The sequence below is a fragment of the bacterium genome, from assembly GCA_035454885.1.
GTDB lineage: Bacteria > UBA10199 > UBA10199 > JACPAL01.
Genome location: DATIGE010000014.1, coordinates 108,073 through 123,831 on the forward strand (window position 1 = coordinate 108,073; position 15,759 = coordinate 123,831).

The window sequence follows — 15,759 nt, forward strand, 5'->3', positions numbered from 1 at the left end:
CGGGAAGGAGAGGCTACTTCAGCCCCAAGACGTCCGCCATCGAGTAGAGGCCGTTCGGCTTGCCGGCGATCCACTTCGCCGCCCGGAGCGCGCCCAGCGCGAAGGTGTCCCGGGAGGTGGCGCGGTGGGTCACCTCCAGACGCTCGCCGTTGCCTAGAAAAAGGACCGTGTGATCGCCGACGACGTCCCCGCCGCGCACGGTCTGGATACCGATCTCGTTGGATTTCCGGGCGCCGATCAGGCCTTCGCGGTGATACACGGCGTCTTTCGCGAGGTCGCGGCCCAGGGCCTTCGCCAGGACCTCGGCCGTCGTCATCGCCGTCCCGCTCGGGGCGTCCTTCTTCAGGCGATGGTGGGCCTCCACGATCTCCACGTCGAAGCCGTCCCCCAGGAGCCGCGCGGCGTCGGCAACGACCTTCCAGAGGACGTTCACGCCCACGCTCATGTTCGAGGCCATGACGAACGGAAGCCTCTTGGCCAGGCTTTCGATCGCCTTCCTCTCCTCCGGACCATGCCCCGTGGAGCCGATCACCGCGGCCTTGCCGTGCCTGGCGGCGATCTCCAAATGAGCAAGAGTGGTCTGAGGCGCGGTGAAGTCGATCAGCACGTCGGCCCGGGGCATGACGGCGTCGAGCGAGTCTGTGATCTTCACGCCGCACTCCCCGTCGCCGGCGACGAGACCCGCGTCCTTGCCGAGCGCCGAGTCGCCGGGGCTTTCCAGGGCTCCGACGAGTTCGAAGCCCGAATCGGAGAGGATGTTCGCGATGATGCGGGTCCCCATCCTTCCGACGGCCCCCGCGACGGCGATCTTGGTCATACGAGTTTGAGCTCCTTCAGAACGCCCTTGAGCCGCGACGCGTTCTCCTCGCCCATTTTGCAAAGCGGCAACCTCATCCGGCTCGAACAGCGCTTCATGAACCCCAGTGCCGTCTTGACCGGTATGGGATTCGTTTCGAAAAACATCGCCGCGTTGAGGGACTGCAGGCCCTCCTGAATCGCCCTCGCCTCGGCGCGGTTGCCGGCATCAAAGGCGTCCCAAATTTGAGCGAGCTTGCGGGGGGCGACATTGGCCGTCACCGAGATCATGCCCCGTCCGCCCATTTCCAAAATGTCGACGTTCTGGGCGTCCTCACCCGACAGGATCGTCAGATCCGAACCGCACAGGCCGATCAGTTTGCGGACCTGGTCGAGATTCCCGCAAGCCTCCTTGATGCCGACGATATTCTTGATGGCCGCCAGCCGCGCGACCGTCTCCGGAAGCATGTTGACGGCCGTCCGGCCCGGCACATTGTAGAGGACGATGGGGAGATCGACCGCCTCGGCGATGGCCTTGAAGTGCTGGGTGAGCCCCTCCTGCGTGGGCTTGTTGTAATAGGGGGTCACTTGAAGCGAACCGTCGGCGCCCGTCTCCTGGGCGCGCCGGGTGATCTCGATCGCCTCGACGGTGGCGTTCGACCCCGTTCCGGCCAGGACCGGAATCCGGCCCCGCGTCTGTTCCACGACGATCCGGATGACCCGGTCGTGCTCCTCGTAGTCGAGCGTGGCGGACTCGCCCGTCGTCCCGCAGGGAACCAGGACATCGGTGCCCTCCGCGATCTGCCACTCGACCAGTTCGCGCAGCGAATTCTCGTCAATCTCAGGCTTGAGCCCCGGCCCGTCCTTGAAAGGCGTGACCAGGGCGACCATGGATCCTTCGAAGATTTTCATGATGTTCCCGTGTAGGGGCGAACCTTGTGTTCGCCCGCCTACAAATCGATCTCTCCCTTGAAAACCGTCGCGGCCTCGCCCGTCATGTAGACGTGGTCGTCCTCGCGGTTCCACTCGATCTCCAGGACGCCGCCGGGGAGCTTCACCTTCACCTCGCGCCCGGCCTGGTTGTTCAGGACCGCGGCCACGGCGACGGCGCAAGCCCCGCTGCCGCACGCCAGCGTCTCCCCCGCGCCGCGCTCCCACACGCGCATCTCGATCAGCGTCGGCGACACCGCGCGCGCGAACTCGACGTTCGTCCGTTGGGGAAACAGATGATGCCGTTCCAGCTGCGGCCCCATCTTCTCCACGGGGTACGTCTTCGGGTCGTCCACGAACAGCACACAGTGCGGATTTCCCATCGACACGCAGGTGGCGCGGATCTCCTTGCCGTCCACGCGGATCGGCCGGTTGATGACGCGGCCCGAGAGATTCACGGGGATCTGCTTGCCCTTGAGGATGGGCGCGCCCATGTCGACCTTCACCTTGCTCTGGGAAAGGATCTTCGCCGTCTGGATTCCGGCCGGCGTCTCCACCGTGATGTCATTCTTGTTCGTCAGTTTCTCGTCGCGGACGTACTTGGCCAGGCACCTCAGCCCGTTCCCGCACATGCCGACGTCGCTGCCGTCCGCGTTGTAGATGCTCATCTTGAAGTCCGCCTTGCGCGAGTTCTCGAGCACGAGGACCTGGTCCGCGCCGACGCCGAAGCGGCGGTCGCAGTACTCCTTCGCGAACTTTTTCAGGTTCGGGACCTTCTTCTTGCGGCAATCGAGCACGATGAAGTCGTTGCCCGTCCCATGCATCTTTGTGAATTGGATTTTCATATTAAAAATTTAGGGACATGTTCCCCGTGCAACAAATCCTTATACTCCTCTCTCTTTCGAATCACGTGATACTCGTTCCCATGAACCATCACCTCGGCCGCGCGCGGGCGCGAGTTGTAATTGGACGCCATCACGAAGCCGTAGGCGCCCGCGCTCATCACGGCCAAAACGTCGCCGGACTGTAGCACGGGGAGGGCCCTTTTTTCCGCAAGAAAGTCGCCCGATTCGCAGACCGGGCCCACGACGTCCACCGTCTGTTTGCGGCCCCTGCCCGCCTTGAGGGGCCAAATGTCATGATAGGACCCGTACAGCGAAGGCCGGATCAAGTCGTTCATGGCCCCGTCCACGACGACGAAGGACTTGCCCCCCGTCCCCTTCTTATAAAGGACCGAGGTCAACAGGACGCCCGCGTTGCCCACCAGCACGCGCCCCGGCTCAAAGAGAATGCGGCACCCAAGATCCTTCAGACCCTTGCGAAGCGCGTCCGCGTACTGCTGGGGCGAAGGAGGCTTTTCGTTCCGGTAGGGGATGCCCAGGCCGCCACCCAGGTCCAGGTGACGGATGTCGAAACCCTTCGAACGGAGCGTCGTGACGACCTCCGCAACCTTGGCCAGGGCATCCCGGAACGGGGACAGCGTCGTGATCTGCGAGCCGATGTGGCAGCTCACGCCCTGGATGCGGATACCCGTCAGGGTCCGCGCCGCCTCGTAGAGTTTCAACGCCTGCGCCACGGGCACGCCGAACTTGCTCTTCTTCAATCCCGTCGAGATGTAGGGATGCGTCTTCGGGTTGATGTCCGGGTTCACGCGGATCGACACGGGTGCCTGCCGCCCTAAGCCGCGCGCCACTTCGTCCAAAGCGGACATCTCGGCCTCGGACTCGACGTTGAACTGGAGGATGCCTCCGCGAGAGGCGGACCCGCAGGTGAGGGCGTATCGCATCTCCTCGCGGGTCTTGCCGACGCCCGAGTAGACGATCCGATCCGGTGGCACGCCGGCCGTCAGCGCCCGGAAGAGCTCGCCGCCGGAAACGATATCGACACCGCCGCCCATTTTAACGAAGGCGCGCAGGATCGCGATGTTCGAATTGGCCTTCATCGCAAAGCAGACCATGTGGGGAAGGCCGTCGAACGGGCGGTCGAACGCCTGAAAGTGCCTCGCGAGCGTCGCGTAGCTGTAGACGTAGGCGGGCGTGCCCACCTCGGATGCGATCCTCCGGAGCGGGACGTCCTCGCAATGCAATTCGCCCTTTTTGTAATCAAAGTGATGCATTCTTCAGTCTCATTTCCATCCTGCCGATCTCCTTCGCCACGTTCGCCTTCGCCGTCCCCCCCGTCACCCTGCGGTGGTTGACCGCCGCCTTCACGTCCAGGGCGCGGAAGACGTCCGGCGTGAATTTGCCGGAAAATCCCTTCAGCTCGGCGAGCGTCAGATCCCGCAGGTTTTTTCCCCTCTCGAGGGCGTGCCTCACGATCCGCGCGGTGATCTCGTGCGACGACCGGAAGTCGACGCCGTGGCGCACGAGCCAGTCGGCCAGATCGGTCGCGAGCAGGAAGCCGTCCGAGGCTGCCTTCTCCGTCTTCGCGACGTTCGGCCGCGTCCCGGCGATCAGGGCCGCCACGATCCGCACCGTCGGGATCAGCGTGTCGAAGAGTCCGAAGATCGCCTCTTTGTCCTCCTGAAGGTCCTTGTTGTAGGCCAGCGGCAGACCTTTGATGAGCGTCAGTAGCCCCATCAAGTGGCCCACGACGCGCCCCGTCTTGCCGCGGACGAGCTCCGGCACGTCGGGATTCATCTTCTGCGGCATCATCGAGGAACCCGTGCAGAAGGATTCCGGGAGTTTGACGAAGTCGAATTCCGAAGAAGACCAGAGGATCAGCTCCTCGGACAGGCGCGACAGATGGACCATGAGCAGGGCCCCCGCCGCCGCGATCTCGACCGCGAAGTCCCGGTCGCTCACCGCATCGAGGCTATTGCGCGTCACACCGTCGAACCCAAGCTCCTTGGCCACGAACTCGCGGTCGAGGGGGAACGTCGTGCCGGCCAGCGCCCCGGAGCCCAAGGGCATCAAGTTCAGGCGCTTGTAGGCGTCTTCCAAACGCCCCCGGTCGCGCTCGAACATCTCCACGTAGGCCATCAGATGATGCGAAAACAGGACCGGCTGGGCCCTCTGCAGGTGCGTGTAGCCGGGCATCACGACGCCCAGAAATCCTCGCGCCTTCTTCAAAAAAACCTTCTCGAGGTCAACCAAGCCGGCATGGAGCTGGCGGAGATGGTCCCGGCAATAAAGCCGGACGTCGAGGGCGACCTGGTCGTTTCGGCTGCGGGCGGTGTGCAGACGCCCCCCGGCCGGCCCGATCCGGGCGATCAGGGCCTTTTCGATGTTGAGATGGACGTCCTCGTCTTCCTCGCGGAAGGCGAACCGCCCCGCCTCGATCTCCTGCAAGATGCCGTTCAACCCCCGGGCGATCCTCTTATAGTCGTCGGCCTTAAGAACCCCCACCCGGTGGAGCATCTTGGCGTGTACGAGGCTCCCCACGATGTCATAGCGGTAGAGTCGCCGGTCAAAGGAGATCGACTGGGTATACGTGAGGGCCCGTGGGTCGATCCCCCGGGCAAACCGTCCCGACCACTTGCAGGGCTTAAGAGCTTGTTTTTTCTTCGTTTTAGTCATGTGTACCCCTTCGAAAACCCTAGGTCCGAAAGGCCGCCCAGTATCGGCAGTATGAGGAAAAAGTCAAGAAACCCGCCAATTTCCTATTGACGCGCTCGGGGGACTTGCGCATACTGGTTTTCAGAACACCAATCCCTCGGCAAAATCAGTAAAGAAATCAGCGTTTTTCAAACCATTAACCGATTAACCGTTAATTTAAGGACCACCCGCAAATCCCCCAAAACCCTATGGCACGACGAATCAAGTTAGAGTCTCCGTCCGAACTCCCGCCGCCCGAAGAAGAAGTCCTCCCGCCGGCGCCCGAACCGCCCCCGCCTCCTCCGACGCGACGAACGATCGAGGGCCGGGGCAATATCATGAACCTCCGCGACCTGAAGGAAATGAAGATCGCGGACCTGTGCGAGCTCGCCAAGGAATACAACGTCGAGGGCGCCGCCGGCATGAAGCGGCAGGACCTGATCTTCGCCCTCTTGAACGCCCAAACGGACAAGAGCGGACAGATCTTCGGCGACGGAATCCTGGAAATCCTGCCGGACGGCTTCGGCTTTCTCCGCGCCCCGGACTACAACTACCTTCCGGGACCCGACGACATCTACGTCTCCCCCTCGCAGATCCGGAAGTTCAACCTCCGGACCGGCGACACGGTCGAGGGCCAGATCCGCCCCCCCAAGGACTCCGAGCGGTACTTCGCCCTCCTGAAGGTCGAATCCATCAACTTCGAGGATCCCGAGGCGGCGCGCGACAAGATCCTGTTCGACAACCTGACGCCCCTGTATCCCAACGAAAAGCTGAATTTGGAGCACGATCCGAAGAACTACACGACGCGCATCATCGACCTGCTCACGCCGATCGGCAAAGGCCAGCGCGCCCTGATCGTCGCCCCGCCGCGCACCGGCAAGACGATGATGATGCAGAATATCGCCAACGCCATCACGGCGAACAATCCGGCGGTGGTGCTGATCGTTCTCCTGATCGACGAGCGTCCGGAAGAAGTCACGGACATGCAGCGCTCGGTCAAGGGCGAGGTCGTCTCGTCCACCTTCGACGAGCCGGCGACCCGCCACGTGCAGGTGGCCGAAATGGTCATCGAAAAGGCCAAGCGTTTGGTGGAGCACAAGAAGGACGTCGTCATTCTGTTGGATTCGATCACTCGCTTGGCGCGGGCCTACAACTCGGTCGTCCCCCCCTCCGGAAAGATCCTCTCCGGCGGCGTGGACGCCAACGCCCTGCACAAGCCCAAGCGCTTCTTTGGAGCGGCCCGGAACATCGAGGAAGGCGGGAGCCTGACGATCATCGCGACCGCCTTGATCGACACCGGCAGCCGCATGGACGAGGTCATCTTCGAAGAGTTCAAGGGCACCGGCAACGCCGAGATCCACCTGGACCGCAAGCTCATGGAGAAGCGCATCTTTCCGTGCATGGACGTCAACAAGTCCGGCACCCGTAAGGAGGAACTCCTCCTCCCCGGCGACATCTTAAACCGCGTCTGGATCCTCCGGAAACTCCTCGCCGCCCTGAACGTCGTCGACACGATGGAATTTCTCGTCGACAAGATGCAGGGGACGAAGACGAACAAGGAATTCTTGGATTCGATGAGTCAGTAGTAGGGGCGAACCTTGTGTTCGCCCCTAGCGGGGAAACACGGCCACTGCGTTCGGCACCGCGGTCAATCCTTCCACCGTCAGCGACCATCCCTCGACCTCCGCGGCGATCTGCGTCGAGTTCCCTCCGTCCAGGTTGAGGGCGTTCGGGCAATCCTTCTTGAGAAAAACCGCCCATTCCGGCAGCGGCATCGGTTTGTCGGCGACCGCGATCACGACCTTGCCGTCCGCCGTGACGCCGACCGCCGAGCGGCGGTCGGGGGCGGCTTCCTTGAATTTTTGGACCATCCCGTCCACCACGAGCCTCGGTCCCACTTGGAGCGCCATCGAGACGCCGTTGGGATTCCATTCACTGCGGTGAAAGATCTTGGCGCCGCCCGCACTCATGGAGAAGACGCCCCAGGCGGCGTTGCGGAGAGGATTGAGCGCCTGACCGTCCCGATAGAGCAGCCCCATGGCCTGGAAGGTTTCGTCGAAAAAGCCGCCGTTGACGGCGAGCACGGCCCGCCCGCGCGAACGATAGTCGGCGGCCGAGAGCGCCTTTTCGGAGAAATCGGAGGCAGTCAGGAGCCCGATCCGGAATTTCGCCGGATCGATCCGAAAGACGTGAGCGGAAAGCTCCGGACGGGATTCGTAGTCGAGTCCCGACGCCAGGGTTTTCCATTCGGCCTGCAAGGGAAGCGGGAGAAAGAGAAGAAAAACGGAAAGAAGCCGTTTCATGGGGGATTTCAATTCTCGGCGCGCGCCGCCTGCAGCTCGACGGGCGCCCCGTCGCGCAAGGCGTCCATGCCTTCCTCAGCGGACACGATGATGGTGTCGCCGTCCGCGAGGCCCTTTTCGATCTCGACCTGGCCGCCGCTGGAGGTCCCGATGTCCACTGCCACGCGTTGGGCCTTCTCGCCTGCTACTTTGTAAACGTATGAGCTCCGTTCCGTCTTGACGATGGCGGCTTCGGGCACGCTGACGATCTTGCGGCGCTGCTGCGTCCGGATCTCGACCGTCCCTTGGAGGTCGGTTTTCAGGGTCAAGTCGGGATTGGCTACTTTAAGCTTCACCTCAACCCCGCCGTTGGAGGAGCCGCCCTCGGTCCCGACGGAGGCAACCTCGGCGGGGAACTCCTGACCGGGGAACGCATTGAACTTGACGACGATCTCGGCCCCGCGCTCCGTGGCGGAGACCTCGTCAACGGGCATCCTAAACGCAAAGGTCAGCGGATCGAGCCTCACAACCTCCAAGATCACCTGGTCTTCCAGCGCGTCGTTGCCCTCCCCCACCTCGATACGACCGATGGTCCCGGTGATGGGACTCACTAACTCGGAAAAATCTCTCAATTTCTCGTAGAGATCGAGCTGGGCCCTGGCACGGTCCATCTGCGCTTGATAAAGATCCCGGCGCGCCTCGCTGGTATTCACGTTCTCGCCGTTCCCCTCGGCGACCGCCGCGGGGATCTCGCCTTCCTCTGTATTTTGGACCGGGTTGGCCGGCGCCTGAGGACGTTCCGGCGAACCGAAAGCCGCGATACCCGCCTCGGCCTCGCGGATCTCCGCCTGTGCGAGGTTGATTTTCAGCGAGAGCGTCTCGTCCCGGAAACTCACGAGCGCGTCCCCCGGCTGCACGCGCGCCCCCTCCTCGACCAGGATCTTTTGGACCTTCACGCGGCCCGGGGCCTTTGCCTGATAACGGTCCGAGGCCTCCGATTTTCCATCTTCCGTGAGCACCAATGGGACGTCCCGCGCCACGGCGACGGCGGTCGTCACACCCATGGGTTTTTGGAGGGCCTTTTTGAAGAGGCTGGCCGAAGGTTTGCCCTCGTCCCCGGGCTTTTTCCCTCCCCCGCAGGAGGCCAGGAGAGAGGCGAGGACGACCAGAAAGAGACGCGCGCGGGTCCGAGTCATAAAGGTTAGATGGTAGTGAGTGAGACGGCAAAAAGCAACCTTGACCTGTGCCGGACCCCTTGCTACTCACGCGAACTCAATGGCCAATTCCGACATGAGCCTCATGGACAAAGTGATTTCGCTCGCCAAACGGCGGGGATTTATCTTTCCGTCCAGCGAGATCTACGGAGGCATCACGGGCTTTTGGGACTACGGGCCCGTCGGCGTCGAGCTCAAGAAAAAGGTCAAGGACTCGTGGTGGTGGGACGTCGTCCAGAAGCGCGACGACGTCGTGGGCGTCGACACCTCCATCATCGCGCACCCGCAAACGTGGGTGGCCTCCGGCCACGTCGCGCACTTTTCCGACCCCATGGTCGATTGCAAAACCTGCAAGGGCCGATTCCGCGCCGACCAGTTGGGCGAGATCGATTGCCCCAAGAAGCCGTCCCTCACCGTGCGCGAATGCGCGCAGGACAAGATAGGCCCCGGCGAACTCACCGACATCCGGCAATTCAACCTGATGTTCAAGACGTTCGTGGGCCCCGTCGAGGAAAGCAGCGCGGTGGCCTATCTCCGGCCGGAAACCTGCCAGTCGATTTTCACGCAATTCAAGACCGTCCAGACCACGAGCCGGCTCAAGGTTCCCTTCGGCATCGCGCAGATGGGGAAGAGCTTCCGGAACGAGATTACGCCCAAGAACTTCATCTTCCGCTCTCGCGAATTCGAGCAGATGGAGATGGAATTCTTCGTCAAGCCCGACGACAGCACCCGCTGGTACGAGTTCTGGGTCGCGGAGCGGCTCAAGTGGTTCGAAAGCCTGGGGATCCGCAAGGAAAACCTCCGCCTGCGCCCCCATGACAAGGATGAGCTGGCGCACTACGCCAAGGGCTGCACGGACATCGAATACAAATTCCCGTGGAACTGGGGCGAGCTGGAAGGCATCGCCGACCGCGGCAACTACGACCTGTCCCAGCACATGAAGACCTCCGGCAAGGATCTCTCCTACTTCGACGACGAGACCAAGGAGAAGTTCGTGCCGGGCGTCGTGGAATGCTCGGTGGGCGTCGACCGGACCTTTCTCATCATGCTCATCGACGCCTACGCCGAGGAAGAAGCCCCGACCGCCGAGCAGGGAGAGACGGACAAGCGCATCGTTCTCCGCATCCATCCCAAGATGGCCCCGTTCACGGCCGCGGTCTTCCCGCTTTCCAAGAAACTGGCGGAGCCGGTCCACAAGTTCGAGCACGACCTGCGCCAGCAATTTGCCACCGACTATGACGAGGTCGGCAGCATCGGAAAACGCTACCGTCGCCACGACGAGGTGGGGACGCCGTTCTGCATCACCTATGATTTTGAGTCTCAAACGGACCAGAAGGTCACGATCCGTCACCGCGACACGATGAAGCAGGAGCGCGTGTCCCTCGACCGCGCCGCGGCTTACATCCGGGAACAGATACTGAGCCGATCATGAAAATCATCTTACAACCGGCTGGTACTAATGGAAAATGACGCAATAATGGGGCCATTAGTATGACCCAATTCGTCTACTTCTTCGGAGCCGGCCAGACGGACGGCAACGGAAAAATGAAGGAGCTGCTCGGCGGCAAGGGTGCGGGGCTGGCCGAAATGACCAGCCTCGGAATCCCCGTGCCCGCCGGCTTCACGATCACGACGGAAGTCTGCACCCACTTCAACCAGCATGCGGGCGAATATCCGGGCGGCCTCGAAGCCGAGGTTCAGAAAAACATCGCCAAGATGGAAGAATCGATGGGCGCCCGTTTCGGTGACGTCCAGAACCCGCTCCTCCTCTCGGTGCGCTCGGGGGCGCGGATCAGCATGCCGGGCATGATGGACACGGTCCTGAACCTGGGTCTCAACGACGAGACGGTCGAGGGGCTCTCGCGCAAGACCGGCAATCCCCGTTTCGCCTACGACAGCTACCGTCGCTTCATCCAAATGTACTCGGACGTCGTCATGGGCATGGAGCACGCTCATTTCGAAAAAATCCTTGAGGAGAAGAAGGAACACAAGGGGGTCCGTCTCGACACCGACCTGGACGCGGGCGACCTGAAGGACATCGTGCGCCTGTACAAGGCCGCGGTGAAAAAATCCTTGGGACGGGACTTTCCGTCCGACCCCAAGGACCAGCTCTGGAACGCGATCGCCGCGGTTTTCCGGTCGTGGAACACGAAGCGGGCCATCGAATACCGGCGCATCCACGGCATCCCAGAAATCTGGGGAACGGCGGTCAACGTCCAGGCCATGGTCTTCGGCAACATGGGCAACGACTGCGCCACCGGGGTCGCCTTCACCCGCGACCCGTCCACGGGCGCCAAGAATTTCTTCGGCGAATACCTCATCAATGCGCAGGGCGAGGACGTCGTGGCCGGCATCCGCACGCCGCTCCCCATCCAGGGCACGGCGGATTCGCTCGAGAAGACCATGCCGCAGGCCTCCCGTACCCTGGCCGCCATCTACGAGAAGCTCGAGAAGCACTATAAGGACATGCAGGACATCGAGTTCACGATCCAGTCCGGCAAGGTCTGGATGCTGCAGACCCGTTCGGGCAAGCGCACCGGGACGGCGGCGGTGAAGATCGCCGTCGACATGGTGCGCGAGGGTCTGTTGACCGAGCAGGAAGCCATCTTACGCGTGAATCCGGGCCATCTCGATCAGCTCTTGCATCCCGCCCTGGATCCCAAGGCGAAGAAAAACATCCTCGCCAAGGGCCTTCCCGCCTCTCCCGGAGCGGCGGTGGGGCGCGTGGTCTTCTCCGCGGAAGACGCCCAGGAATGGGCGGAGCGCGGCGAGAAGGTGATTTTGGTGAGGCAGGAGACGTCTCCCGAGGACATCCACGGCATGCACGCCGCCCAAGGCGTGCTCACGGCCCGCGGGGGCATGACCAGCCACGCGGCGGTCGTCGCCCGCGGCATGGGCAAATCCTGCGTCGCCGGTTGCGGAGACCTGAACATCGACTACAAGAAGGAGTCCTTCACGGCCCACGACAAGACCGTCCGCAAGGGCGAGTGGATCACCATCGACGGGGGAACGGGCGAAGTCATCCTCGGCCAGGTCTCGACCATTCAACCCGAGCTCTCCGGGGATTTCGGCGTCATCATGAGTTGGGTGGACCGCCATCGACGCCTCAAGGTCCGGACGAACGCCGACACCCCGCTCGACTCCCGCGTCGCCCGCCAGTTCGGCGCCGAAGGCATCGGGCTGTGCCGCACCGAGCACATGTTCTTCGAGCCGGACCGCATCGACGCCGTCCGCGAGATGATCCTGGCCGACAATCTCGAGGAACGCCGGAAGGCCCTGGCCAAGATCCTCCCCATGCAAAAGGGCGACTTCAAGGAGATCTTCCGCGAAATGAAGGGGCTGCCGGTCACGATCCGCCTGCTCGATCCGCCCCTCCATGAGTTTTTGCCCCAGACGGACCAGGAGATTCAGGACCTGGCCAAGAAGATCGGCGTTTCGCCGGACAAGCTGCGGCACAAGGCCGAGTCCCTCCACGAGATCAACCCCATGCTCGGTCACCGCGGCTGCCGCCTGGGGATCACCTTCCCGGAGATCTACCAGATGCAGGTGCGCGCCATCATGGAGGCAGCCTGCGAACTGGCGAAGGAAGAAAACTTTAAAATCATCCCGGAGATCATGATCCCGCTCGTCGGCCACGTGAACGAGCTTAAGAAAATGCGCGAGGAGACGGAGAAGGTCTGCCAACAGGTCATCGAGGAGAAGAAGGCCCCCATCGACTACCTGATCGGCACCATGATCGAGCTCCCCCGCGCGGCGATCACCGCGGACGAAATCGCCGGATTCGCGGACTTCTTCTCCTTCGGCACCAACGACCTGACGCAGACGACCTTCGGCTTTTCAAGGGACGACGCGGGCAAGTTCCTGCCCCACTACGTCGAAAAGGGCATCTTGCCCAACGACCCCTTCGTGACGCTCGACCGCCAGGGCGTGGGCGGCTTTATCCGGATGGCCGTCGACAAGGGACGCGGGGTCAAGAAGACCCTGAAGGTCGGCATCTGCGGCGAGCATGGCGGCGACGCGCCCTCGGTCGAGTTCTGCCATCAGATCGGACTCGACTACGTGAGCTGCTCGCCCTACCGCGTCCCGATCGCAAGGCTCGCCGCCGCGCACGCGGCGATCAAGGACGCAAAAAAATAATGAAACGCCTCCTGCCCCTGCTCGCCGTCCTGCTGTCTCTGCCCCTCCTGGGCAGCCAGTGCGACAGCGGGGTCCTGTTCGAGGAGATCACCCCGACGGATCTCGCCGCGCCGATCGCGGTGGCTGTGGACACGGCCAAGCGCCGGGCCTATGTCGTCAACTCGAACAACACCTTCGAGTTCACCACGACCCATTTCTCGATCCTGGACTTGGCGGACCCCGCGAACCCCGTTCTCTTGGACGACGCCCGGAATCCCGTTCCGTTTCCGAATTTTTCGGGCCAGATCTACCTCGATTCGGCCGCCGGCATCGCCTACACGCCGAACCGCCAATCCGACAATCCCGACGACATCACGGACGCCCTGCTCGCCATCCATGTCGACGAAGCCTCCGCGGATTTCGGAACCGTGGATTCCTTCACGGCGGGTGAAAACCCCTTCGGCATCGCCTGCTGCGACGCCCTGGGACGCCTCTATGTGGTCAATTCGGGCGGCGACGGGGACGGAACGCTCGACGTCTACGATCCGGCGGACTTAAGCACGTTCGTACGCATTTCGCTCGCGGTCGCTTCGGACAACTTCGGGACGTTCAATGGCGAGGCATCGACGGAGGTTGCCTTCCTGGGCGACCGGGCCTTCGTCACGAGCCGGTTCGGCAACATCTACGTCATCAACACGAATGAGGTCGGGGACACCTCCAAGAACCCCATCGACGCCGTCGTCTTCAACGACCATGACGGCGACTACCGGGGACTGGCGACCGACGGAACCTTGCTTTACGTGGTCGACGCCGACGAGAACAACAATGACGGTCTCCCGGCCGTCCGAGTGATCGACCCATCGCTCATCCCGGCGGTCGACCCGGACGTTCCGACCATCTTGGAGCTCGACATCGGGGTCGTCCAGTCGACCCTCGTTTCACTCCCCAAGGACGGCCTGCCGAACGAAATCGCGATCTTCGGCGGTCGGGCCTACGTCTCCAACCAGGACGACAACACGGTCTCCGTCATTGACCTTGCGACGAACTCGCTCGTCACCAATATCACCGTCGGCGACGAACCTTTCGGCATCACGCCGTTCACGATCGACGGCGTCAGCCTCGTCTACGTCACCAACATCCGCACGAACTCGATTTCCATCATCGACCCGGCAACGAATACGGTGATTAACACGTTCGCCCCGTAAACTTCCGGCAACTTTTCTCTCCGGCCGGCGATAAGCCGGATATGACTGTCTTTCGCGTCGTGGGACTGGCCGGGGGCTTCGCCATGGCGGGCTGCCGCTTGTTTTCGCCGCCGCAAGTCCCTGAAGCGCCGAGGGCTCGAAGGGCCCCGTACCCGGAGTTTCCGGCTTTGGACGATCCTTTGGCGACCTCCCCCTGTTCCGTCAAGGGCGGGCCTGACATCACGCTCCGGGACGTCACCGATCACGGCCTTCTCGTCCCCCTCCACGAGAACCTCGCCTTCTTGGAGAAGGCCAATCCCGTCTTTCTCTGCGGCTTGGAAAGAATCGACCTCTTGGGGGACGACGCGTATAGCAAGAGCGCTTCACCGGAATACACGCGTCGGAGCGTCGGGCTGTACACGCCGGACGACCGGGTGATCCGCCTGAAGGCCAGCGCCGGGATCACGCTCACGCACGAGGTGGGCCACCACATCCACAACCTGGGTTACTTCGCGCCGACCGTTCGCGATTTTCTGGCGCAGAGCTGGGAGATCGACCCCAAATCCCACGAGCGGAAACCCCTCTGCGCCGGTCCCGATTGCTTCCTGAATGACGCCGCCGCCTCGAAACCCACGGAGGACTGGGCCCGGACGTTCGAAAACGTCCTGTTGCGGCCGATCGAGACGGGCGTGGCCACGAATTTTTCGCTGAACGGTCCGACGCCCATGCAGGAAAAGGTCCGGCTGATCCGTTCGATCGCGGCGCTTCCCGAGCCCGTGAAGGCCGTCATCCGATTCGGAAAGGTTCGGACTCTCGACGCCGCGGAAGCCCTCTCGCTGAAGGAAAATTCGAAATCGCAAGCGATGCCCGCGGCGCTGCCGGGCGACGAGATTCGCCGCATTTTCGTCGAGGGCCGGTCCTCCCTCCGAGGAACCATTTGGGACCAGAGAGGCCGTTCGTTCCTGTCGGGCGATTATGTGTTGTTTCCCGCCTTCCAAGACGACCGGAAGACGCTCGGCTTCTTCGCCTATGACCTCATGCTCGAGCGGTTCTCGCCCGTCACGCTCGACCTCGAGGACGTTCCGGAAGAATTTCGGAAAGGGAATTTTTCGGGTCTGGGGATCGCCGTCCTTGACGACGGCACCCTGCTCCTCATCGGGTACTCGGACGAAGCCTCCATCGCCGCTCCCGCCGTCTTCGTCGTATCCCCTCGCAGCGCCGGCGGCGTTTCGATTTAAAGCAGCAACTTTTTCAAAATCGCGCCGAAAACAAAAAAAACAGGCCTAAAAAGGGGGGGAACTCCATGAGCGATTATTTTTCCTGCATTAGATCCTCGCAGTCCTGCTGGGAGGGGCCCCGCGTCTGCGACGATGCGACAGGATATTGTGGAGATGCCCAGGACGGAAACAGGCCCCCGCCCGATACTTGCGAATTTTCATTCGCTGATTACTTCAAGGACAACGGTCAGATTTTCTTAAGATTAGTCGACATGGGGGCTGCTGCTTTGATTGGAAGCTCCCGGACCTATGCTGCGGCGAGCTGGCGGCGTCCGTAGTCAGTCAAAACGTTTAGCCCGACAGCAGACGCCCTCTCTGAGACCCGGATCGTCACCCCCCCCAAATACCTCTTTCGTGATCCGCAACACGGGAGGACAAGCCCCGATAAGAACGTTCGCACCATGGATCGCCTTGTGGATAACTTT

The 15,759-nt window shown here is 62.4% G+C and carries 12 protein-coding genes; 5 read left to right on the forward strand and 7 right to left on the reverse strand.

Going from position 1 to position 15,759, the window contains the following annotated elements; translation table 11 throughout:
- Positions 1-13 precede the first annotated feature (13 nt).
- The 5 genes from dapB to argH are packed head-to-tail and all read right to left on the reverse strand — an operon-like array spanning position 14 to position 5,243.
- Positions 14-817, reverse strand: coding sequence for a 4-hydroxy-tetrahydrodipicolinate reductase (dapB, locus tag VLJ37_03205; GenBank protein ID HSA58672.1), 804 nt, complete (start codon positions 815-817; stop codon positions 14-16).
- The gene (gene dapA / locus VLJ37_03210; protein HSA58673.1) at positions 814-1,701 is read right to left on the reverse strand and encodes a 4-hydroxy-tetrahydrodipicolinate synthase; all 888 of its coding nucleotides are present in this window, start codon (positions 1,699-1,701) and stop codon (positions 814-816) included. The genes dapB and dapA overlap by 4 nt, the downstream gene beginning before the upstream one ends.
- Positions 1,702-1,745: 44 nt before the next feature.
- Positions 1,746-2,564, reverse strand: coding sequence for a diaminopimelate epimerase (gene dapF, locus VLJ37_03215; GenBank protein HSA58674.1), 819 nt, complete (start codon positions 2,562-2,564; stop codon positions 1,746-1,748).
- A 2-nt stretch (positions 2,565-2,566) separates the two neighbouring features.
- The gene (lysA, locus tag VLJ37_03220) at positions 2,567-3,841 is read right to left on the reverse strand and encodes a diaminopimelate decarboxylase (protein ID HSA58675.1); all 1,275 of its coding nucleotides are present in this window, start codon (positions 3,839-3,841) and stop codon (positions 2,567-2,569) included.
- Positions 3,828-5,243, reverse strand: a complete 1,416-nt coding sequence (gene argH, locus VLJ37_03225) for an argininosuccinate lyase (protein HSA58676.1) — start codon at positions 5,241-5,243, stop codon at positions 3,828-3,830. Before argH ends, lysA begins: the two co-directional genes overlap by 14 nt.
- A 356-nt stretch (positions 5,244-5,599) precedes the next feature.
- Here argH and rho point away from each other — a divergent pair, with 356 nt between their 5' ends.
- The gene (rho, locus tag VLJ37_03230) at positions 5,600-6,847 is read left to right on the forward strand and encodes a transcription termination factor Rho (protein ID HSA58677.1); all 1,248 of its coding nucleotides are present in this window, start codon (positions 5,600-5,602) and stop codon (positions 6,845-6,847) included.
- 24 nt (positions 6,848-6,871) lie between these two features.
- On the opposite strand, the gene VLJ37_03235 is transcribed toward rho, so the two are convergent.
- Both VLJ37_03235 and VLJ37_03240 read right to left on the reverse strand, forming a co-directional pair.
- Positions 6,872-7,564, reverse strand: a complete 693-nt coding sequence (locus tag VLJ37_03235) for a phosphodiester glycosidase family protein (protein ID HSA58678.1) — start codon at positions 7,562-7,564, stop codon at positions 6,872-6,874.
- Between the two features lie 8 nt (positions 7,565-7,572).
- Entirely contained in the window at positions 7,573-8,739 is a 1,167-nt protein-coding gene (locus VLJ37_03240) for an efflux RND transporter periplasmic adaptor subunit (protein ID HSA58679.1), read from the reverse strand.
- A gap of 94 nt (positions 8,740-8,833) precedes the next feature.
- On the opposite strand from VLJ37_03240, the gene VLJ37_03245 reads away from it, so the two are divergent.
- From VLJ37_03245 to VLJ37_03260, 4 genes are read left to right on the forward strand one after another with little or no spacing between them, the layout of a single operon-like run.
- Complete coding sequence (locus VLJ37_03245; GenBank protein ID HSA58680.1) at positions 8,834-10,189, forward strand: glycine--tRNA ligase; 1,356 nt, start codon at positions 8,834-8,836, stop codon at positions 10,187-10,189.
- A 59-nt stretch (positions 10,190-10,248) separates the two neighbouring features.
- Positions 10,249-12,894, forward strand: a complete 2,646-nt coding sequence (gene ppdK, locus VLJ37_03250; GenBank protein ID HSA58681.1) for a pyruvate, phosphate dikinase — start codon at positions 10,249-10,251, stop codon at positions 12,892-12,894.
- Complete coding sequence (locus VLJ37_03255; protein HSA58682.1) at positions 12,894-14,078, forward strand: hypothetical protein; 1,185 nt, start codon at positions 12,894-12,896, stop codon at positions 14,076-14,078. The genes ppdK and VLJ37_03255 overlap by 1 nt, the downstream gene beginning before the upstream one ends.
- Before the next feature lie 41 nt (positions 14,079-14,119).
- Entirely contained in the window at positions 14,120-15,295 is a 1,176-nt protein-coding gene (locus VLJ37_03260; GenBank protein HSA58683.1) for a hypothetical protein, read from the forward strand.
- Positions 15,296-15,759 lie beyond the last annotated feature (464 nt).

What these genes read in the sequence shown, in the direction of transcription:
- dapB (HSA58672.1), bottom strand. Translation starts at nt 817, where the DNA reads ATGACCAAGATCGCCGTCGCGGGGGCCGTCGGAAGGATGGGGACCCGC.
- lysA (HSA58675.1), bottom strand. Translation starts at nt 3,841, where the DNA reads ATGCATCACTTTGATTACAAAAAGGGCGAATTGCATTGCGAGGACGTC.
- argH (HSA58676.1), bottom strand. Translation starts at nt 5,243, where the DNA reads ATGACTAAAACGAAGAAAAAACAAGCTCTTAAGCCCTGCAAGTGGTCG.
- rho (HSA58677.1), top strand. Translation starts at nt 5,600, where the DNA reads ATGAACCTCCGCGACCTGAAGGAAATGAAGATCGCGGACCTGTGCGAG.
- VLJ37_03235 (HSA58678.1), bottom strand. Translation starts at nt 7,564, where the DNA reads ATGAAACGGCTTCTTTCCGTTTTTCTTCTCTTTCTCCCGCTTCCCTTG.
- VLJ37_03240 (HSA58679.1), bottom strand. Translation starts at nt 8,739, where the DNA reads ATGACTCGGACCCGCGCGCGTCTCTTTCTGGTCGTCCTCGCCTCTCTC.
- VLJ37_03245 (HSA58680.1), top strand. Translation starts at nt 8,834, where the DNA reads ATGAGCCTCATGGACAAAGTGATTTCGCTCGCCAAACGGCGGGGATTT.
- ppdK (HSA58681.1), top strand. Translation starts at nt 10,249, where the DNA reads ATGACCCAATTCGTCTACTTCTTCGGAGCCGGCCAGACGGACGGCAAC.
- VLJ37_03255 (HSA58682.1), top strand. Translation starts at nt 12,894, where the DNA reads ATGAAACGCCTCCTGCCCCTGCTCGCCGTCCTGCTGTCTCTGCCCCTC.
- VLJ37_03260 (HSA58683.1), top strand. Translation starts at nt 14,120, where the DNA reads ATGACTGTCTTTCGCGTCGTGGGACTGGCCGGGGGCTTCGCCATGGCG.